Origin of the sequence: Gilliamella sp. W8123 (assembly GCF_016101085.1) — a bacterium.
GTDB classification, from domain to species: Bacteria; Pseudomonadota; Gammaproteobacteria; order Enterobacterales; family Orbaceae; genus Gilliamella; species Gilliamella apis.
Window position 1 is genome coordinate 25,893 of the sequence record NZ_JACFRE010000011.1, and the last position, 17,186, is coordinate 43,078.

19 protein-coding genes are annotated in these 17,186 nt (G+C 35.3%); 11 read left to right on the plus strand and 8 right to left on the minus strand.

What is annotated here, in order from left to right; genetic code table 11:
• Window position 1: 1 nt before the first annotated feature.
• From H3T56_RS11090 to rsmE, 4 genes are all read right to left on the minus strand, one after another.
• Window positions 2–559 carry a YqgE/AlgH family protein gene (locus tag H3T56_RS11090; RefSeq protein WP_198193016.1) on the minus strand — a complete coding sequence of 186 codons (558 nt, stop codon included), beginning with the start codon at window positions 557–559 and terminating at the stop codon, window positions 2–4.
• A 21-nt stretch (window positions 560–580) separates the two neighbouring features.
• The gene (locus H3T56_RS11095; RefSeq protein WP_198193017.1) at window positions 581–1,036 is read right to left on the minus strand and encodes a GNAT family N-acetyltransferase; all 456 of its coding nucleotides are present in this window, start codon (window positions 1,034–1,036) and stop codon (window positions 581–583) included.
• A gap of 2 nt (window positions 1,037–1,038) precedes the next feature.
• A complete protein-coding gene (gene gshB, locus H3T56_RS11100) occupies window positions 1,039–1,995 on the minus strand; it encodes a glutathione synthase (protein WP_198193018.1) in 957 nt (318 codons plus the stop codon).
• 195 nt (window positions 1,996–2,190) lie between these two features.
• Window positions 2,191–2,916: a 16S rRNA (uracil(1498)-N(3))-methyltransferase gene (gene rsmE, locus H3T56_RS11105; RefSeq protein ID WP_198193020.1), complete on the minus strand. Its 726-nt coding sequence runs from the start codon at window positions 2,914–2,916 to the stop codon at window positions 2,191–2,193.
• A 98-nt stretch (window positions 2,917–3,014) separates the two neighbouring features.
• Between rsmE and folB the strand changes: the two genes are divergently transcribed.
• The 4 genes from folB to H3T56_RS11125 are packed head-to-tail and all read left to right on the plus strand — an operon-like array spanning window position 3,015 to window position 5,092.
• Window positions 3,015–3,383: a dihydroneopterin aldolase gene (gene folB / locus H3T56_RS11110; RefSeq protein ID WP_034902224.1), complete on the plus strand. Its 369-nt coding sequence runs from the start codon at window positions 3,015–3,017 to the stop codon at window positions 3,381–3,383.
• A gap of 20 nt (window positions 3,384–3,403) precedes the next feature.
• On the plus strand, window positions 3,404–4,402 hold the full coding sequence (locus H3T56_RS11115) for an MBL fold metallo-hydrolase (protein WP_198193022.1): 999 nt from the start codon (window positions 3,404–3,406) through the stop codon (window positions 4,400–4,402).
• 49 nt (window positions 4,403–4,451) lie between these two features.
• Entirely contained in the window at window positions 4,452–4,658 is a 207-nt protein-coding gene (locus H3T56_RS11120; protein WP_065614207.1) for a hypothetical protein, read from the plus strand.
• Window positions 4,659–4,663: 5 nt separating this feature from the next.
• The gene (locus H3T56_RS11125) at window positions 4,664–5,092 is read left to right on the plus strand and encodes an EamA family transporter (RefSeq protein WP_065578957.1); all 429 of its coding nucleotides are present in this window, start codon (window positions 4,664–4,666) and stop codon (window positions 5,090–5,092) included.
• Here the strand turns inward: H3T56_RS11125 and moeA are convergent.
• The 3 genes from moeA to rsmI form a co-directional block, all read right to left on the minus strand.
• Complete coding sequence (gene moeA, locus H3T56_RS11130; protein WP_198193023.1) at window positions 5,084–6,310, minus strand: molybdopterin molybdotransferase MoeA; 1,227 nt, start codon at window positions 6,308–6,310, stop codon at window positions 5,084–5,086. The genes H3T56_RS11125 and moeA overlap by 9 nt on opposite strands.
• Window positions 6,311–6,432: 122 nt before the next feature.
• A complete protein-coding gene (gene ychF, locus H3T56_RS11135; protein ID WP_198193025.1) occupies window positions 6,433–7,524 on the minus strand; it encodes a redox-regulated ATPase YchF in 1,092 nt (363 codons plus the stop codon).
• Window positions 7,525–7,704: 180 nt separating this feature from the next.
• Entirely contained in the window at window positions 7,705–8,568 is an 864-nt protein-coding gene (gene rsmI, locus H3T56_RS11140; RefSeq protein ID WP_232351439.1) for a 16S rRNA (cytidine(1402)-2'-O)-methyltransferase, read from the minus strand.
• Between the two features lie 322 nt (window positions 8,569–8,890).
• Between rsmI and nlpD the strand changes: the two genes are divergently transcribed.
• The 6 genes from nlpD to H3T56_RS11170 all read left to right on the plus strand — a co-directional run bounded on the left by nlpD (window position 8,891) and on the right by H3T56_RS11170 (window position 14,042).
• Window positions 8,891–9,967 carry a murein hydrolase activator NlpD gene (gene nlpD, locus H3T56_RS11145; protein WP_086357219.1) on the plus strand — a complete coding sequence of 359 codons (1,077 nt, stop codon included), beginning with the start codon at window positions 8,891–8,893 and terminating at the stop codon, window positions 9,965–9,967.
• Between the two features lie 129 nt (window positions 9,968–10,096).
• Window positions 10,097–10,849, plus strand: coding sequence for a 2,3-diphosphoglycerate-dependent phosphoglycerate mutase (gene gpmA / locus H3T56_RS11150; protein WP_034902210.1), 753 nt, complete (start codon window positions 10,097–10,099; stop codon window positions 10,847–10,849).
• 87 nt (window positions 10,850–10,936) lie between these two features.
• On the plus strand, window positions 10,937–11,515 hold the full coding sequence (locus tag H3T56_RS11155) for a thymidine kinase (RefSeq protein WP_034902208.1): 579 nt from the start codon (window positions 10,937–10,939) through the stop codon (window positions 11,513–11,515).
• 96 nt (window positions 11,516–11,611) lie between these two features.
• Entirely contained in the window at window positions 11,612–12,820 is a 1,209-nt protein-coding gene (locus tag H3T56_RS11160) for an aldose 1-epimerase family protein (RefSeq protein ID WP_198193029.1), read from the plus strand.
• Window positions 12,821–12,987: 167 nt separating this feature from the next.
• Window positions 12,988–13,581, plus strand: a complete 594-nt coding sequence (locus H3T56_RS11165; protein WP_034902204.1) for a UbiX family flavin prenyltransferase — start codon at window positions 12,988–12,990, stop codon at window positions 13,579–13,581.
• 11 nt (window positions 13,582–13,592) lie between these two features.
• Entirely contained in the window at window positions 13,593–14,042 is a 450-nt protein-coding gene (locus H3T56_RS11170) for a pyridoxamine 5'-phosphate oxidase family protein (RefSeq protein ID WP_086365757.1), read from the plus strand.
• 87 nt (window positions 14,043–14,129) lie between these two features.
• Here the strand turns inward: H3T56_RS11170 and H3T56_RS11175 are convergent, their stop codons facing one another.
• Window positions 14,130–14,534 carry a GFA family protein gene (locus H3T56_RS11175; protein ID WP_198193031.1) on the minus strand — a complete coding sequence of 135 codons (405 nt, stop codon included), beginning with the start codon at window positions 14,532–14,534 and terminating at the stop codon, window positions 14,130–14,132.
• 1,048 nt (window positions 14,535–15,582) lie between these two features.
• Here H3T56_RS11175 and H3T56_RS11180 point away from each other — a divergent pair.
• On the plus strand, window positions 15,583–16,995 hold the full coding sequence (locus H3T56_RS11180; RefSeq protein ID WP_198193033.1) for a hypothetical protein: 1,413 nt from the start codon (window positions 15,583–15,585) through the stop codon (window positions 16,993–16,995).
• Window positions 16,996–17,186 lie beyond the last annotated feature (191 nt).

Consider the following 17,186-nt stretch of genomic DNA (forward strand, 5'->3'; position numbering starts at 1 on the left):
TTTATGCGGTACCCATTTGAGGTGAAATTGTTTTAATATTAATGCCCAATGATTCAGCTGCTTTCTGCCAACGATCTTCAATAGCCACCTCGAAGATAATTGCAGGATCAACATCGGTAACTAACCAATCATTTTTTGCTACTTCACTTTCAAGTTGTAATGATTGCCAACTAGAATAACCTAACGCTAAGAAAAGATCTTTTGGTTGTTCTGGTGAGCCAATAGATTTTAATGCATCGAGAGATGTGGTAATCATAATATCATCAGAGATTTGTATACTTGAAGCAAACCCTTGATGAGGAGTATGAAGAATAAATCCTTGCTCTTCAGCAAGTGGGCCGCCACAAAACACCGGGTGTTCAAGTTCAGCACAACTTTTTGATGCAGTTATTTCTAAACGGGATAATACCGTTTCTACGTTGAGATCAACTATGGGTTTATTAATAATAATCCCCATTGCACCATCACGATTATGTTCACAAATATATACTACTGAACGACTAAAAATTGAGTCATTAACAGTAGGCATGGCTATAATAAAATGATTTTTTAAATTCATATGCTCACATTGTCGTTAAATTTATAATGCACATTTACCTATTTTGACTTTATGTTCAACATTACAGCGCATTAATATTTCAGGATGATTGGTTTCTTCATTAATTGATTCACCAACAATTTCAAAATTTTGTGATAAATAAAAGTTAATTGCATCACTATTTTGTTTGTAAACATGTACCATTAATTCGTTGTGACGCTGTTTGGCTTTTTCAACTAATGCTGATCCGGTACCTTGATGACGAAAATTCTTTTCAACATATAAACCTGAGATATAGTTTTCAGTTAGGCCAATAAAACCAACAACAACGCCGTTGATATCTTGAACATATATTGTTGACATTGGGATCAACATCTTCACTAAGTCAAAGTTTTGTTTAAAAAACTCAGGATCGATAAAATTATGTGCTTGTTCATTACCTTGCAGCCAAATTGTCATTATGGCATCTAAATCTTTTGCTTGATATTCTCTAATCATTTTTAACTCTTTATATTCAATCTTGATTCAATCGCATCCATTAATAAACCTGTGATTGATAAATCTGGGTTAGCTGCTTCAATTTCTCGAACGCAAGTCGGGCTGGTAACGTTAATTTCGGTTAGTTTGTCACCAATAATATCAAGTCCTACAAATAGTAGTCCTTTTTGTTGCAAAACAGGGCCGATACTGTTAGCGATTTGCCAATCACTATCACTTAATGGCCTAACTTCACCATGTCCACCAGCAGCTAAATTTCCTCGAGTTTCCCCTTGTTGTGGGATTCGTGCTAAGCAGTAAGGTACGGGGACCCCGTCGACAACTAACACCCGTTTATCGCCATCTTTGATTGCAGGAATAAATGTTTGTGCCATGCAATAACGGGTATTATGTTCAGTAAGTGTCTCTATAATCACCGAAACATTAGCATCATCTTGTTTCACGCGAAAAATTGACGAACCACCCATGCCATCTAGTGGTTTTAAAATGATGTCATGATATTGTTGATGAAAAGCTTTGATTTGTGATGTTTGACGAGTAACTAAGGTTTCAGGTGTAAAGTCAGCAAACCAAGCCGTAAATAATTTTTCGTTACAGTCGCGTAAACTTTGAGGTTTATTTACTACCAATACGCCTTTCTCTTCCGCACGCTCTAATATATAGGTTGCATAGATAAATTCAGTATCAAAAGGCGGATCTTTGCGCATTAATATTACATCAAGTTCACTTAATGCTATAGTCTGTTCGTCTCCAAAATCAAACCAATGTTCACTATTGTTATGAACTGTTAATGTACGTGTCGTGGCACTAGCTTCTCCATTGCGTAAAAACAGATCATTCATCTCCATATAATAAAGTTGATAGCCGCGTTTTTGTGCTTCAAGTAGCATCGCAAAACTGGTATCTTTTTTTAATTTGATATGGCTAATGGGGTCCATAACAATACCAAGTTTGATCATGGTAACTCCTTACTGATTATATTTGATTTTACTGAATTCGGTGTTGATGATTTGCTGCTGCTCTACCTATTTAATAATTTAGATAAAATCAAGGTAGAAAGAGGTATTAGCAATAATAATCGAATTTTTAACTATCATACCCGTTACCGATTAATAAGCAAAGCAATCATTTATTAACTTATTTATTTCTTGTGACTAACCTAAATCACCGAAACGAACTTGAAGCGCTGTTATTACAGTTAACGCCGCTGTTTCAGTCCGTAATACTCTCGGTCCGAGCAAAATATCAGTAAACTGATATTGATGAGTCATGCTAATTTCTTCATTAGATAGACCACCTTCCGGTCCAATTAATAAACTAATATTGTTATTATCACACGGTAATTGGTTTATTCCTTGTTCGGCTTTAGGGTGTAAGTTAAGTTTTAAACTATCGGTTAAATTTGCACACCAAGTTTCTAATTTCATTACTGGATTGATGTTTGGGATAATATTTCGTCCACACTGTTCACAAGCCGAAATAACAATTTTTTGCCATTGTTGAACTTTCTTTTCAAGCCTTTCTTGATCGAGTTTGACGCCACAACGTTCTGAAAGTAGGGGGGTAATGGTATTAACACCTAATTCGACCGATTTTTGAATAGTAAACTCCATTTTATCACCCCGAGAAATCACTTGCCCTAAATGAATGTTTAATGGTGATTCTCGATTATCTAATACACTGTTTGCTGTTTTTACAATAACCGTTTTTTTATTAACTTCATGTATAACGGCAGGCGTAATTTGGTTGGAACCATCAAAAAGCGTAATTGATTCCCCTGTTTTCATTCTTAATACTCGAATAAGGTGATTGAAAGCATTATCATCTAAAGTGATCAAACTATTTTGATTGATTGTGTAAGGCTGAAAAATTCGCGTCATATAAACTATTATTTACTATTATTTGCAATAAATTATAGCGTAATTTATTAAGATTCGGTAATCTCTATTTTAAACAATATCTATATCTGGAATAGAATATGACCTTATCAATTAAAGATAGAGTATTCATTGAATCACTAACGGTTTATACCACAATCGGTGTTTATGATTGGGAAAAAACGATTAAACAAAAGTTAGTTCTTGATCTCGAAATGGCATGGGATAATCAACCTGCTGGACAAAGTGATGATGTGAAATTTTGTTTAGACTATTTTGTTGTGTCGCAATCAATAACGTCATTTATTGAACAAAATAAATTTGAATTGATTGAAACAGTAGCTGAACGTGTTGCAATGTTAGTCATTGAGAAATTTTCGGTACAATGGTTAAAAATAAAAGTGTCAAAACCTGATGCTATTGCTAATGCTGGTAACGTTGCGGTACTAATAGAACGCAGAGCCAAATAACTACAATTAGATATCCCTTAATGAGTAAAGCGAACAAAATAATATGTGATCAGTCACATCATAAAAAGAAAGGTTTTGATAATACTGAACCTTTTTCAATTAAATTAACTGATGCTTTGCGTTGGCGACTGCAACGTAAAGTGTTACCGCCGAAAGGCGGATATCAAGCATTCATCCAAAATTGGCTTAGCTCAATTGATATTAGCTTAAGCGGTGATAGAGTTTGGTGGATCGGACATTCTACTACCTTGATAAAGCTTAATGAACAATGGATATTAACCGATCCAGTTTTTTCTAACCGGGTATCGCCGGTGCAATTTATTGGACCAAAACGACGAACAAAACCAGCAATTACCATTGATAAATTACCGTCAATTAATGTGGTGGTAATCTCTCATAGCCATTATGATCATCTTGATTTTAATAGTATCCGCCAACTTATCATGCGGTATCCGCAACTTACTATTCTGGTTCCCTTAGGACTTAAAAGAAAACTATTAAAATGGGGGGCCAAGCAAGTTATTGAGTTAGATTGGTGGCAGTCAACTAATGTTAATGGAATTACCTTTACCGCTACACCGGCAAAGCATTGGAGTAATCGGGGAGCGTTTGATGTTAATAAAGCATTATGGTGTGGATGGGTTATGCAGACAGATATTGATAAACCACTATCGACTAAAACTGTCTACTTTATGGGGGATACCGGTTATTGTGCAAGCTTAAAGAAAATAGCTGATAAATTTAAGCAGATAGATCTTGCTTTGATACCGATTGGTGCTTATGCACCACGTTGGTTTATGCAATCGCAGCATATAGATCCACAACAAGCTTTACAACTTTATGATGAATTAAACTGTCAGTCAGCCATTGCAATTCATTGGGGAGCGTTTGAATTGGCAGATGAACCATTAGATGAGCCACCAACATTATTAAACTCATTAAAGGGAGATAGATCTTTTCATATATTAAAAATAGGTGATAGCTTAGCTATCAATCAGCTTAATAATGAACTAAAATAATTAACAATAATAATTTAAACTACATTTTGATATTTGCGAGGGAAATATGATGAAATCAGTAATTATTGCATTAACTTGTCTAACGTTTAGTTTAGCTTTAACTGCTTGTGGCGGTAAAAATGATGAAGGTAAACAATATCATTGGTCACAAGCACATGGAGTTCTTGAAGATTGCCGTGGAGTAATGAATAAATCAGAGCAATGTCAAAAAAATTCTAATAATCAACAATATTTATTTCAAATCGATAGGTATTAACTTATATGAGTGCTTGGCTTATTTATGCATTATTATCGGCGATTACTGCGGCTTGTGTAGCAATTCTCGGTAAAATTGGTTTACAACATCTTGATGCTAATACTGCGACAGCAATTAGATCTATAGTGATGGCAGTATTTTTAGTTGGTGTAGTTGTTGTACAAGGAAAACTGAATTTAATCAATACGTTTTTTAATGATAAAAAAGCACTGCTTATTATTGCATTGAGTGGCGTTGCTGGGGCGTTATCGTGGCTATTTTACTTTATGGCAATAAAAGAAGGTAAAGTATCACAAGTCGCTCCAATTGATAAACTTAGTGTCGTTTTTGCGGTAATTTTTGCAACTATTATATTTGGCGAAAAAATTTCATTTCTTTCTGCTATAGGCGTTGCCATGATAGCTGCTGGGGCGGTATTAGTTGCACTATTTTAATAGTGTATTAAACGGTTCAACAGTTACCCATTCACCTTTGGTAACATTACCTCTATCTTTTTCAAGCAAGATAAAGCAGTTAGCATGATTAAACGATTGTGTGAGATGGGAGCCTTGTTGCCCAGTTGAAACAACCTCCAACTCACCATTAGTTGAAATTTGCAATACACCACGTTGAAAATCTAATCTACCGATACTTTTTTTCAGATTTGTTGCTGTTTTTACTTTAAATGATAACTCAGCTTCGGTTAAATTTTGTCCAGAAAGGGCTAAAATTAATGGTTGAACTAATTGATAAAAAGTGACAAGAGATGAAACTGGATTACCCGGTAATCCGCAAAATAACGCATTACCTATATTGCCAAAGGCAAACGGTTTTCCGGGTTTTATGGCAATTTTCCAGAAGTTAACTTTACCCAGTTCTTCTAGTGCCATTTTAGTATAATCAGCATCCCCGACTGAAACACCACCACTACTAATCACTAAATCAGCCTGTTTAGATGCGATTTCGAGTGTTTGCTTAATTTTGCTCGGATCATCGACAATTATCCCTAAATCAATTATTTCACAGTTTAATTTGCTCAATAATAATTTGAGGGTGAATCGGTTACTATCATAAATAGCACTATTATTTGCCAATGGGCTACCAATTTCAGTTAATTCATTACCGGTGGAAAATATTGCAACTTTTAACTTTTGATAGACAGTTAACTCTGCAATCCCAAGTGTTGCTAAACTTGATAAAGTCGGAATAGTTAACCGAGTGCCTTTTTCGACAATAACTGCACCTTGTTTAGCATCTTCACCTATATAACGAATATTACTAGCTGGTTTTATTTGCTGTAAAAATTTAATTCCTGATTCAGTTTGTTCTGTCTCTTCTTGCATCACAACAGCACTAGCTTCGTTAGGAACTGGTGCACCAGTCATAATTCGTAAGCAACTACCTTTAGGCCAATTTAGTGATGAAATATCGTCACCTGCATAAATTACTCCAGCTAACGGTAATAACCTTGATTGATTGATATCAGATAATCTTAGCGCATAACCATCCATCGCCGAATTATTAAAGCTAGGTACATTAATTGGCGAAATAACCGGTTCAGCAGTGATTCGATCTAAGCCATCAAATAATGCAACTTTTTCCATTAACGGTTTATGATTATTTGTTGCAACTTCAAGTATATTTTTTTTGGCTTGTTCAAAGGTTAATAACATAAATGAAGCTCCTTATAATCGATTTTCCGTGGTGTTAGACAAGTAGTTAATTGAGAGCAGATAATCTATTGAGTTATATAAATATATGATAATGATGCCGCAATACACGGCATCAACAAAGATTAAACATTAAATAAGAAATTCATAATATCGCCATCTTGCACGATATAATCTTTCCCTTCAGAGCGCATTTTTCCTGCTTCTTTAGCACCTTGTTCACCACCATATTTAATGAAGTCATCAAAAGCAATGGTTTGTGCTCGAATAAAGCCTTTTTCAAAATCGGTATGAATTTTACCGGCAGCTTGCGGCGCAGTATCTCCAACAGAAATTGTCCATGCCCGAACTTCTTTAACACCAGCAGTAAAATAAGTTTGCAGATTAAGTAAACTATAACCGGCACGAATTACTCTATTTAGGCCAGGTTCAGTTAAACCAAGGTCTTGCATAAATTCATCGCGATCAGCGTCATCGAGTTCCGCAAGTTCAGCTTCAATTGCGGCACAGACAGGTACAACGACAGCTTTTTCTTGCTCAGCAATGGCTTTCACTTTTTCTAAATATGGATTGTTTTCAAAACCATCTTCATTAACATTAGCAATATACATTGTTGGTTTTAGGGTTAAAAAGCTTAGATATTTAATTGCATCTAATTCTTCTTTACTAAAATCGAGTAGTAATAGTTTTTTACCTTGTTCAAGATGAGGTAAACACTTAGCTAAAATTTCCAGTTCGTACTTGGCGTCTTTATCGCCACCTTTAGCACGTTTTTGTAAACGGGTAATGGCTCTTTCACAAGCCTCAAGATCAGCTAACGCAAGTTCAGTATTAATGATTTCAATATCTTCAGCTGGATCGATTTTACCTGCAACGTGCACAATATTTTCATTTTCAAAACAACGAACAACGTGGCCAATCGCTTCTGTTTCACGAATATTGGCTAAAAATTGATTACCTAGTCCTTCACCTTTCGATGCACCTTTAACTAGCCCCGCAATATCAACAAATTCCATTGTGGTTGGTAAGGTGCGTTGTGGTTTAACAATTTCCGCAAGTTGATCTAAACGCGGATCAGGCATTGGCACTACACCTGTGTTTGGTTCAATCGTACAAAACGGAAAGTTAGCAGCCTCTATTCCAGCTTTGGTTAGTGCATTAAAAAGCGTTGATTTGCCTACATTTGGTAGTCCGACAATACCACATTTAAATCCCATACTGTTTATTACCTTGTGTTATAAAAATCTTAAAAATAGGGGGCAATTATATACTAAATTAGGCTAATTATGCTAATGTTGATACTGTTCTAAAATATTCAACAAAACTAGCGTGTTAAGTTTTGGAACTGAAAATTTGTTATTCCTATCTTTATAATTAAGTATTAATTGACTTCTTGACTAATTTTCCAATGATAAGCCGATTTGATACAATTGGTTTTTCTTCACTCCATACATCTCTGCAGTAATTGCTGCTGCTTTTTTTAATGGTAACTCTTTAACTAATAATTTTAAGGTAGTCATTACTTTGGCATCAATAGCATTATCAGTTTTGCTATGTCCTTCAACGATTAGAACAAATTCGCCTTTTTGACGAGTACTATCTTCTTGTAACCAGCGAATTAATTCATTTACCGGATAGCTGACAATGGTTTCCCATGTTTTAGTGAGTTCTTTGGCCAGAACAATATGTTTATCGCTACCCCAAACCGTCTGCATATCTTTTAAGGTATCTAAAAGTCGATGGGTAGATTCATAAAAAATCATTGTTCGACTCTCTTCGCATAAAGTAGACAAATAATCTTGGCGTGCTTTGGTTTTTGCCGGTAAAAAACCCTCATAACAGAATTTGTCTGAAGGTAATCCCGCTACTGATAATGCGGCAATAGCCGCACATGCACCAGGGATGGGAACGACATTAATATTATTTTCTCGACAGGCTTTGACTAAGTGATAACCAGGATCATTTATCAGCGGTGTTCCTGCATCTGATATTAATGCAATTGATAACCCGGATTTTAATTTTTCGATCAAAACGTGTGCTTTTTCTTGTTCATTGTGATCGTGTAAAGCAAAAAGTTTAGCTTTAATACCTAAATGTTGTAATAGTAGTCCACTGTGTCTAGTATCTTCAGCCGCAATAAGATCAACACTTTTAAGTGTATTAATGGCTCTTAGGGTAATATCATCTAAATTGCCAATGGGTGTTGCAACAATATATAAAGTCATTCTATTTTGATCACTGTAAATTTTGTAGTAAGGCATTAAATATACTATACCAAACCTTGTTTTATTGTATATACTCATTATCATGAAATTAGTATTAATCATTATCGGCCAAAAATATGGCTGAAATGCGTTTTTGTGCGAATGATATTTATTCGGTCGTATAAGCGGTTAGTTAGAATACGATAGTTATTTGTATATTCCGCGAATAATTAGCCATCAAATGAGATGAATTTATAGCTTTTACTCAAGAATTGTACATTTTTACCAGTGATTTTATTGATTTACTTTACAAGTAATTAATATAATAGCTTTTTGTTGTAAAAACGATAAAATGTGCATAACAAAATAATATAAATTAATGAAAGGTGTTATTGTGAAAAAAATTCTCACATTAAGTTGTTTAAGTTTGATGATCTCCGCATGTACACAAACTAATCCAGCTGAAATTGAAGATATTTCTGACTCTTCCAGTCGTTCTAGCTCGTCGGTATATTCAAAACCACCGACAAATATTTCTACTGGTTCACGTTCTTCGTCACAAATTTATTCATCATCAACACCAGCATCTCACTCGACAGTAACATCTAATAGCAATAGAGATAGTCAAAGTGTGGTTACCTCTAATGAGCGTATTGTTTATAATCGTAACTACAATGATATTCCTAAAGGTGGTTATCAAGGCGATACCTATACTGTTAAACGAGGTGATACACTTTTTTATATTGCGTGGGTAACGGGTAATGATTATCGTGCCTTGGCTGCTAAAAATAACATTAAAGAACCATTTGCGGTAAATGTTGGTCAAGTGTTAGATGTCAGTGGTGGTACAACGGTGGTTGAAACTAAAAAAACCACTTCTACAGCGCAAGTTGTTGCAGCTGGTAATTATGGTTCAGCGACTAATACCACTACCAAAACTAAACCAGTTGTAACCACAGTTACAACAACTACAACCACAACCTCGGGTAAAGATAAACCAACCAATACGATTCAAACTACAGAAACGGTAACTGAACCTGTTGATACCACAGCCACAGAGCCAACCAAGTTACCAACCACATCTAACGTAGCTAATATTGTATGGCAATGGCCTGCACAAGGTAAAATCATTGAAAAATTTTCTAATGCTAGCAAAGGGATTGATATTTCAGGTACTTTAGGTACCAAAGTCGTTGCCGCTGCTAACGGTCGAGTGGTTTATTCAGGGAATGCCTTACCGGGCTATGGTAATTTAATTATTATAAAACATAACGATGACTATTTAACCGCGTATGCACATAACCAAACTATTTTAGTTAAAGAACAACAAAATGTTCGTGCTGGTGAACAAATTGCAACGATGGGAGCAACAGGAACTTCATCAGTAAGATTACATTTTGAAATTCGTTATAAAGCACAATCAGTCGATCCATTAAAATACTTATCAACAAATTAATCAGTATTTTAAAGTGATATAGAGGCTTATAACCAATTAATAAATAATAATACACTAATTAATCATGTGTTTTAGTGCAAACCAAATTGATTTAACCATTTTATTTTACGTAACTAAGGAGTTATATTCATGGCAGTAAAAAAATTAGTTCTTATTCGTCACGGAGAAAGCGTTTGGAATCAAGAAAACCGTTTTTGTGGTTGGACTGATGTTGATTTATCTGACAAAGGTAATAAAGAAGCTGCAGAAGCAGGTCAATTACTAAAACAAGAAGGTTTCGAATTTGATTATGCATATACTTCTGTTTTAAAACGTGCAATTCACACATTATGGCACGTTTTAGATGCAGTTGATCAAGCATGGTTACCGGTTGAAAAAAGCTGGAAATTAAATGAACGTCATTATGGTGCGCTACAAGGTCTAAATAAAGCTGAAACTGCTGCTAAATATGGTGATGAGCAAGTTAAATTATGGCGTCGTGGTTTTGCAATTACTCCTCCAGCACTTGAAAAATCAGATGAGCGTTTCCCTGGTCATGATTCACGTTATAGCAAATTACCTGAATCAGAATTACCTTTAACTGAAAGTTTAGCTTTAACGATTAAACGTGTGCTTCCTTATTGGGAATCAACTATAGCTCCACGTGTTGCTAAAGGTGAACGTGTAATTATCGCAGCTCACGGTAACTCACTTCGTGCGCTAGTTAAACATTTAGATAACATCAGTGATGATGATATTATCGATCTAAATATCCCAACTGGTGTACCATTGGTTTATGAATTCGATGACAACATGAAAGTTGTTAAACACTATTACTTAGGTAATGCTGATGAAATCGCCGCTAAACAAGCAGCGGTAGCTAACCAAGGTAAAGCAAAATAGTATTAATCAATCAAAAGGTAAGTAGAATAACTTACCTTTTATTTCCTAATATAGGAAATAAATATTTAACTAGTTGAGACGCAGATTTTGTCGAAAATTTATTATATTTATGGCGTAATGAACGCTGGAAAATCTACCGAATTACTGCAAATCGACCATAATTACTTAAGTAATAATATGCAAACACTATTGCTTAAATCTTCGGTCGATACACGAGATTCTGCTGTTGAGATCGTATCTCGACTTGGCTTACGTAAAAAAGCATTACAACTTGACGATAACACAGTGGATGGCATAATTGAGCATATCAAACAAAATAATTACGCATGTATTTTAATTGATGAAAGTCAGTTTTTATCATCTAATACCATCTGGAAATTATCTGATGTTTGTGATGAATATGGTGTTCCTATGATGTTTTTTGGATTAAAAACAGACTATATGGGGCATTTATTTGAAGGTTCGAAAACCTTATTAGAAATTGCTGACAATTATAGAGAACTTAAAACTGTTTGTTGGTGTGGTAAAAAAGCTACCATGATCCTTTTAGAAGGTGAAAATGGGCAAATAGTCAAATTTGGAAATTCTATACATCTTGGTGACAGTGAGTATCATTCTGTTTGTCGAAAACACTGGAAAGCAGGACAAGTAAGACCAAATCATTAAATTTACTTGTGCATTTTTATAGATATTATACTATCGGAAAATAATACTCATATTATGATGTGCAAAAATATTAAATTATTATAAGGAATTAAACTCATGAAAATTAAACATACATCATTAGCTATTTTACTCGGCTTAGTTTCATATTCCGCCAGTGCAAAAGATTTTTTAATCACTGATGATGAAAAAAACCTTCAAAAAGGCAATTGGTATATTACAAACAAAGATGTTAGTCCTGATGCACCTCCTTTTACTGTTCAAAATCTAATTCTCAAAGGTGGTAAACAAGAAGGTTCTGAACTATTAACTGTTAAAAGTGATGGCTTAACGATTAGCTTAAGTCCAACACGTGGTTTAGGTATCGTAAAAGTTGAGGGAGATGGGATTCGTTTAGGTTGGGATTCACCAGTTAAAGAGGTTGTTAATCCTAAATATATGAATTTAGAAAGCCGTGGTGGTCTTGGTTGGCTAGATGGCTTTAACGAAATGATGGTTCGCTGTGGCTTTGAATGGACCGGTCACGCTGTACAAGCTGATGGTATGATATATACACTTCATGGTCGTGCACAAAATACTCCTGTATCGAAATTATATGTTGAAGTTGAAGATCAAGCTCCTTATACGATTACTATCAAAGGGCTAATTAAAGAAAATACTTTCAAAAAGAGCAATTTTGAAACTTGGGTTGCTATCCAACATGTTCCTGGTAGCAAAGAATTTACCGTACATGATATCCTAACTAATTTGAGCGATTATGATCGTGATTATCAAATTATTTATCACAGTAATTTTGGTACGCCAATTTTAGAACAAGGCGCTAAATTTGTTGCTCCAGTTAAAGAAATCTCACCTTTCAATGAATACGCTGCAACTGGTCTGAAAAATTGGCAAACTTATCTAGGACCAACTAAAGACTTTGATGAAATGGTGTATAACATTTTCCCTTATTCAGATGCAAATAATCAAACTCAAGTTATGTTGACAAACAATGCAAGTGATAAAGGGGTTGGGATTGCTTTTAATACTCAACAATTACCTGTGCTAACACTATGGAAAAATACTGATACAGTTAAACAAGGTTATGTGACTGGTATTGAACCAGGAACAAGTTTTGCTTATCCAGTTACAATTGAACGTGAACAAAAACGCGTACGTAAATTAGAAGCCGGAAAAAGCACAGAATTTGTTTTAACTTATAGCCTATTGTCAAACAAAGAAGACGTATCAAACTATGATGCTAAAATAAAAGCCATCCAAGGAAGTCAAAAAACCAAAGTTGTTGAAGAACCTATGGCAAAAGAGTAAGTCATTCATAAATACCGCTAACATTTTGGTTAGCGGTATTCACTTCTCTCTATCTGAAAAGATATTTTAACCATCCCATCGATTTATAATATTGTTATCTAGACTATGTTATTTTAAGCTACACTAATCAACAAACGTTTAGATTCAATTAAATAACAGGAATAAATATGGCTGCGAAAAGGATAGTAATTGGCATAAGTGGTGCTACAGGCTTTGCTTATGGTATCAAAGCTTTAGAACTATTAAAACCAATGGATATTCAAACTCATTTAGTGGTATCAAAAGCGGCAAAAATCACCGGTCATTATGAACATTCGCAATCACAATTAACTCAATTGCAATCGTTAGCAGATGTTGTATATGCGATCGATAATATTGGCGCTGCAATTGCGAGTGGCTCATTTAAAACCATGGGAATGTTAGTTGCACCATGTTCAATGCGAACACTTTCAGCTATAGCAAATAGTTTATCAGATAATTTACTTACTCGAGCGGCAGATGTGGTATTGAAAGAGCGACGCCGATTAGTTTTAATGACGCGAGAAGCGCCATTACATTTAGGTCATATTAAAAATATGGAAGCGGTGACTTTAATGGGAGGAATTATTTTTCCGCCAGTTCCTGCGTTATATCAACACATTGAAAGTGTGGATGATATTATTACCCATAGTGTTGCTAGAGCGCTTGATCTGTTTGATATTAATGTACCTTGTTTACCTCGCTGGGGTGAAGATATGCATCTTAATCAAAAACCTGAATAAACAGTAATATCATGAAAAAAAGCGAGTCTAAAATCGCGCAATTTATCCAGCAACAACATGTAGTAAATTTATGTGCGATATTAGCTAATAACCAGCCATGGGCATGTAATGCATTCTATGTATTTGATAAAGAGAACTGGTGTATATATTTCTTATCAGAATTAAAAACCAAACATGCACAAGCAATGCTACACAATCCAAATGTTGCCGGTACTATAAGTGTTAATCCAAAATCGATAACCAAAATTCAAGGTATTCAATTTAGCGCTATAGCTGAACAACTCATTGATAATAAAGCTAGCAATGCTTATAAGCTTTATTATTCCGCCTTTCCTTTTGCAAGAGTCATGAAAGCGCCGATTTGGTCACTACGATTACAAGAAATTAAGATGACCAATAATCTACTTGGCTTTGCACATAAAAGCTATTGGCAACGAGACGCAAAACTGAAAGATCACTAATTTGATAAATGGAATGTTAGGTTTTAGTCTAATCATTATCTAATCACAAACTAAAATCCACTAATAACGTAAATCAAAAATGAGTTATCACAGCTTAGATGGTATATTTTCCTCATATTCACAATCGCCATCACAAATAGTATCCCAATTGGCTTTTGAACCAGTATAAATGTGTATACGCTTTTCAGCATTAATTGGCTCATTAATCAATCCAATACGTAATCGGTAATTACTATTATCATTATCGCGACTAGAAAATAGATGTGAACCACAATTACCACAAAAATGACGGTTGACGCCTAAGCTAGAAAAAACCTTTATATTTTCTTCCCCTTTGATAAAAGTTAAATCTTCCTTGTTAATGAGTGTGGCAGAATTAAACGCTGAACCAGTTTGTTTGCGACAACGTGAACAGTGACAAAAGACAATCGCTTTAATATCACTATTTAGCTGATATACAATTTCGCCACATAAACAGTTACCTGTCATCATAATTAATTTCCTTGTATTATTTATAGTCGTATTATTACCACATTTTACATGCAAATTTAAAATAAGCTATAGATAGCTAAATGATCAGCATAATTCAACAAAAGCACAAAAAAATTGCGGAACGGGGTTTTTAAAGCCAAAATCCCGCCCAAGTTTCCCCGAAATTGGTTTTAAAACTAAAATTAGTTCGCTATAAACATAAGAGTTTATTTTGGCAAATAAGTTTGGTGTATTTAATTTAGCGACTTTCGCAACGTGCTGACAACTGAGTGAGGTTAGCATGGCAAACAGGGATGTTTGCCAAGGCTGTGTTTTGTCAGGAACAAATCACAGCCGGTGCGTTAAAAGCGAACGAAGGCGGAAGGTAGTCACATCGTGACCACTTGCGTGGTCGCCGCGGGAGATTGTAAAGAGGGTTCGCGCCAACCCTCTTAACTCGGACGTAATCACCGTATAGAAACAACCGCAAAACAACAAACGTCCGAAACTCAAACAACCAAAAAATTTTGAGGAACGGGGTTTTTGAAATGCAAAATACCTTCTAAAAACGATTATAGAATTGTCAAAATCAAAAAACTAATCTGCAAATTATTAATATTAAAAATGGTGATTTTTTAAGAGAGGGATAAAGGGGCTATTATTTCTAATAAACAGCAAATAACCGATGCTGTTTTCGGGCTAGCAGTATTCTTCTTTACAAAAGTTAACAATTAAACCATCAAAAAAAGTTGCATGGTTTTTTGCAATCACTATACTTTTATAGCATATTTATACGAATGGATAAATTTTATGCCATTAGGCTTAAAATTTTAAATAAATCATAAAATTGGATTGACAAGGATATCTGATATGGATTATAATTTTCAACACACAACACACAACCTGCCCAACTTATAATTTCACCTTTCTAAAGTTAAGCTCAAATCGTTTATTATTTCACTGCAGTTTATTCTTTCCGCAATTTCCAAAATTTCCGAAATTCTCGCAAAATTTTTCAAAATTTCTTGGTTTAGTCTGTTTATCTCGGCCGATGGTTTTGGTATTAACCATGGTTGTATTACAATCTATCTCTTTTTCTAATTATGCATTAACCACTAAAACGACCAATATTATTTATGGCTCAGCACCTTATTTAACCTTTGATGGTGGTCGAACCCGGGTAACAAATACCGAAGCACTACTCGGGATAACCCTTTCTGATGGAAGAACATTTACTCCGACAACCAATAATTCGAGTTCAACTAATCCTATCGTTTTACCTGTTGCTGGTCAGAGTTTTAATGATATTGGTATGTTAGTACCAACGAATACTAATTCTATTGCATTAAGTTCACTTATTGGCGAACCTTATAATTATTGGGGGGATGATGATGGCGATGGTCAGGGAGTTAATGGTGTCACCGCTACCGGTAGTTTAAATTTATCTATTGTTGATAAAGACAATAATCGTGTTGCCCGTAATGAAGTGCTTGATATTTGTAACGGTAAAGCACCTTATAAACTAACCTTATCTAATACTAACGGTACATTAACAACACGTTATGGTGTACCTAATGAAAGTCGTTTTAGTGCAGGTAATGCCACTTATTATATTAATCCTAAGGCAGCGCCAGTGATTTGTTTTGCTAAACCTAATTTAATATTTGGTGACTGGAGCCGAGATTATAACCGTAGGACGTGGGTTAATTTTGCTGGTCCTGCTGACATATGGAACCCTAGAAAGGGTTTTCTACCACAGTCAGTTACACCGTCGTCTTATGGTTTAAACTTCCCGACTACGGGTGCTAATAATTTGTATTTTGATTTACTTATTGGTGGTGTTAGTCAGGCCTTATCTTGGGCGCCGGTTTCTCATGGTGGTATTACGGCGACGATGACCGATTCAACAAGTACCAGTGTTCGAGTCACCCTAACGGGTCCTGCTGTTACAGACCGTAATCAATGGTACTCAGAAAATCCAGATAGAATTGACAAACCATCTTTACCGCAGACATTTGAGTTAGTCGGTCGTGATAGCAGTGGTAATGCGGTGCTCAAATATGGATTTGTGTTAAAGCAGTGGTTTGTTAATCGTGGTACTTATCCTAGTGGAGAGAATACGATGGCGGTTTGGTGTAATAAGATTAGATACCGTCAGGTAAAGGTCAAGGATTTAACTAATGCGTCTTGTATGAGCGTAAGTGGTGTTGCTGAATGTCAATATTTAGAAGTGGCAACGCCTTCGTCAGATAGTGTTTATTATTACATGCGTCACATTGGTGCAGGATTTTTCACGGAATGGGGGCGGATGGGCGATTACATTGGTACCAATTTCGTAAGCATCTATTGGACGCAAGATAGGTCGGAGCCGGTTGATAATAACAGTAAAAGAGCTTTTTGGACTGTTATCCCTGATGGTTTTTTGGTTACCAGGGTGAGAGACTATCTCACCGAACCATACGGACTCTGTGTCTATCCTTAGCTATTATTTCTTAGTTCTTAGCTATTGAAGCTGAGGATAAAAAAAACATTAGGACATTAAACAATCATTGCCCTGCCAAGGCAATGGTGTTGACGTTGACGAAGTCGGCGATAAAAAGCGATTTTGTGGCGCGACATTCGCAATGTGCTGACAACTGAGTGAGGTTAGCATGGCAAACAGGGATGTTTGCC

Coding starts and splice junctions, on each gene's coding strand:
- H3T56_RS11115 (WP_198193022.1), top strand. CDS start 3,404: ATGAGTAAAGCGAACAAAATAATATGTGATCAGTCACATCATAAAAAG.
- H3T56_RS11160 (WP_198193029.1), top strand. CDS start 11,612: ATGAAAATTAAACATACATCATTAGCTATTTTACTCGGCTTAGTTTCA.
- H3T56_RS11170 (WP_086365757.1), top strand. CDS start 13,593: ATGAAAAAAAGCGAGTCTAAAATCGCGCAATTTATCCAGCAACAACAT.
- gpmA (WP_034902210.1), top strand. CDS start 10,097: ATGGCAGTAAAAAAATTAGTTCTTATTCGTCACGGAGAAAGCGTTTGG.
- H3T56_RS11175 (WP_198193031.1), bottom strand. CDS start 14,534: ATGATGACAGGTAACTGTTTATGTGGCGAAATTGTATATCAGCTAAAT.
- H3T56_RS11165 (WP_034902204.1), top strand. CDS start 12,988: ATGGCTGCGAAAAGGATAGTAATTGGCATAAGTGGTGCTACAGGCTTT.
- nlpD (WP_086357219.1), top strand. CDS start 8,891: ATGAAAGGTGTTATTGTGAAAAAAATTCTCACATTAAGTTGTTTAAGT.
- rsmI (WP_232351439.1), bottom strand. CDS start 8,568: ATGCCTTACTACAAAATTTACAGTGATCAAAATAGAATGACTTTATAT.
- H3T56_RS11180 (WP_198193033.1), top strand. CDS start 15,583: ATGGTTGTATTACAATCTATCTCTTTTTCTAATTATGCATTAACCACT.
- H3T56_RS11120 (WP_065614207.1), top strand. CDS start 4,452: ATGAAATCAGTAATTATTGCATTAACTTGTCTAACGTTTAGTTTAGCT.
- folB (WP_034902224.1), top strand. CDS start 3,015: ATGACCTTATCAATTAAAGATAGAGTATTCATTGAATCACTAACGGTT.
- rsmE (WP_198193020.1), bottom strand. CDS start 2,916: ATGACGCGAATTTTTCAGCCTTACACAATCAATCAAAATAGTTTGATC.
- moeA (WP_198193023.1), bottom strand. CDS start 6,310: ATGTTATTAACCTTTGAACAAGCCAAAAAAAATATACTTGAAGTTGCA.
- H3T56_RS11095 (WP_198193017.1), bottom strand. CDS start 1,036: ATGATTAGAGAATATCAAGCAAAAGATTTAGATGCCATAATGACAATT.
- ychF (WP_198193025.1), bottom strand. CDS start 7,524: ATGGGATTTAAATGTGGTATTGTCGGACTACCAAATGTAGGCAAATCA.
- H3T56_RS11125 (WP_065578957.1), top strand. CDS start 4,664: ATGAGTGCTTGGCTTATTTATGCATTATTATCGGCGATTACTGCGGCT.
- H3T56_RS11090 (WP_198193016.1), bottom strand. CDS start 559: ATGAATTTAAAAAATCATTTTATTATAGCCATGCCTACTGTTAATGAC.
- gshB (WP_198193018.1), bottom strand. CDS start 1,995: ATGATCAAACTTGGTATTGTTATGGACCCCATTAGCCATATCAAATTA.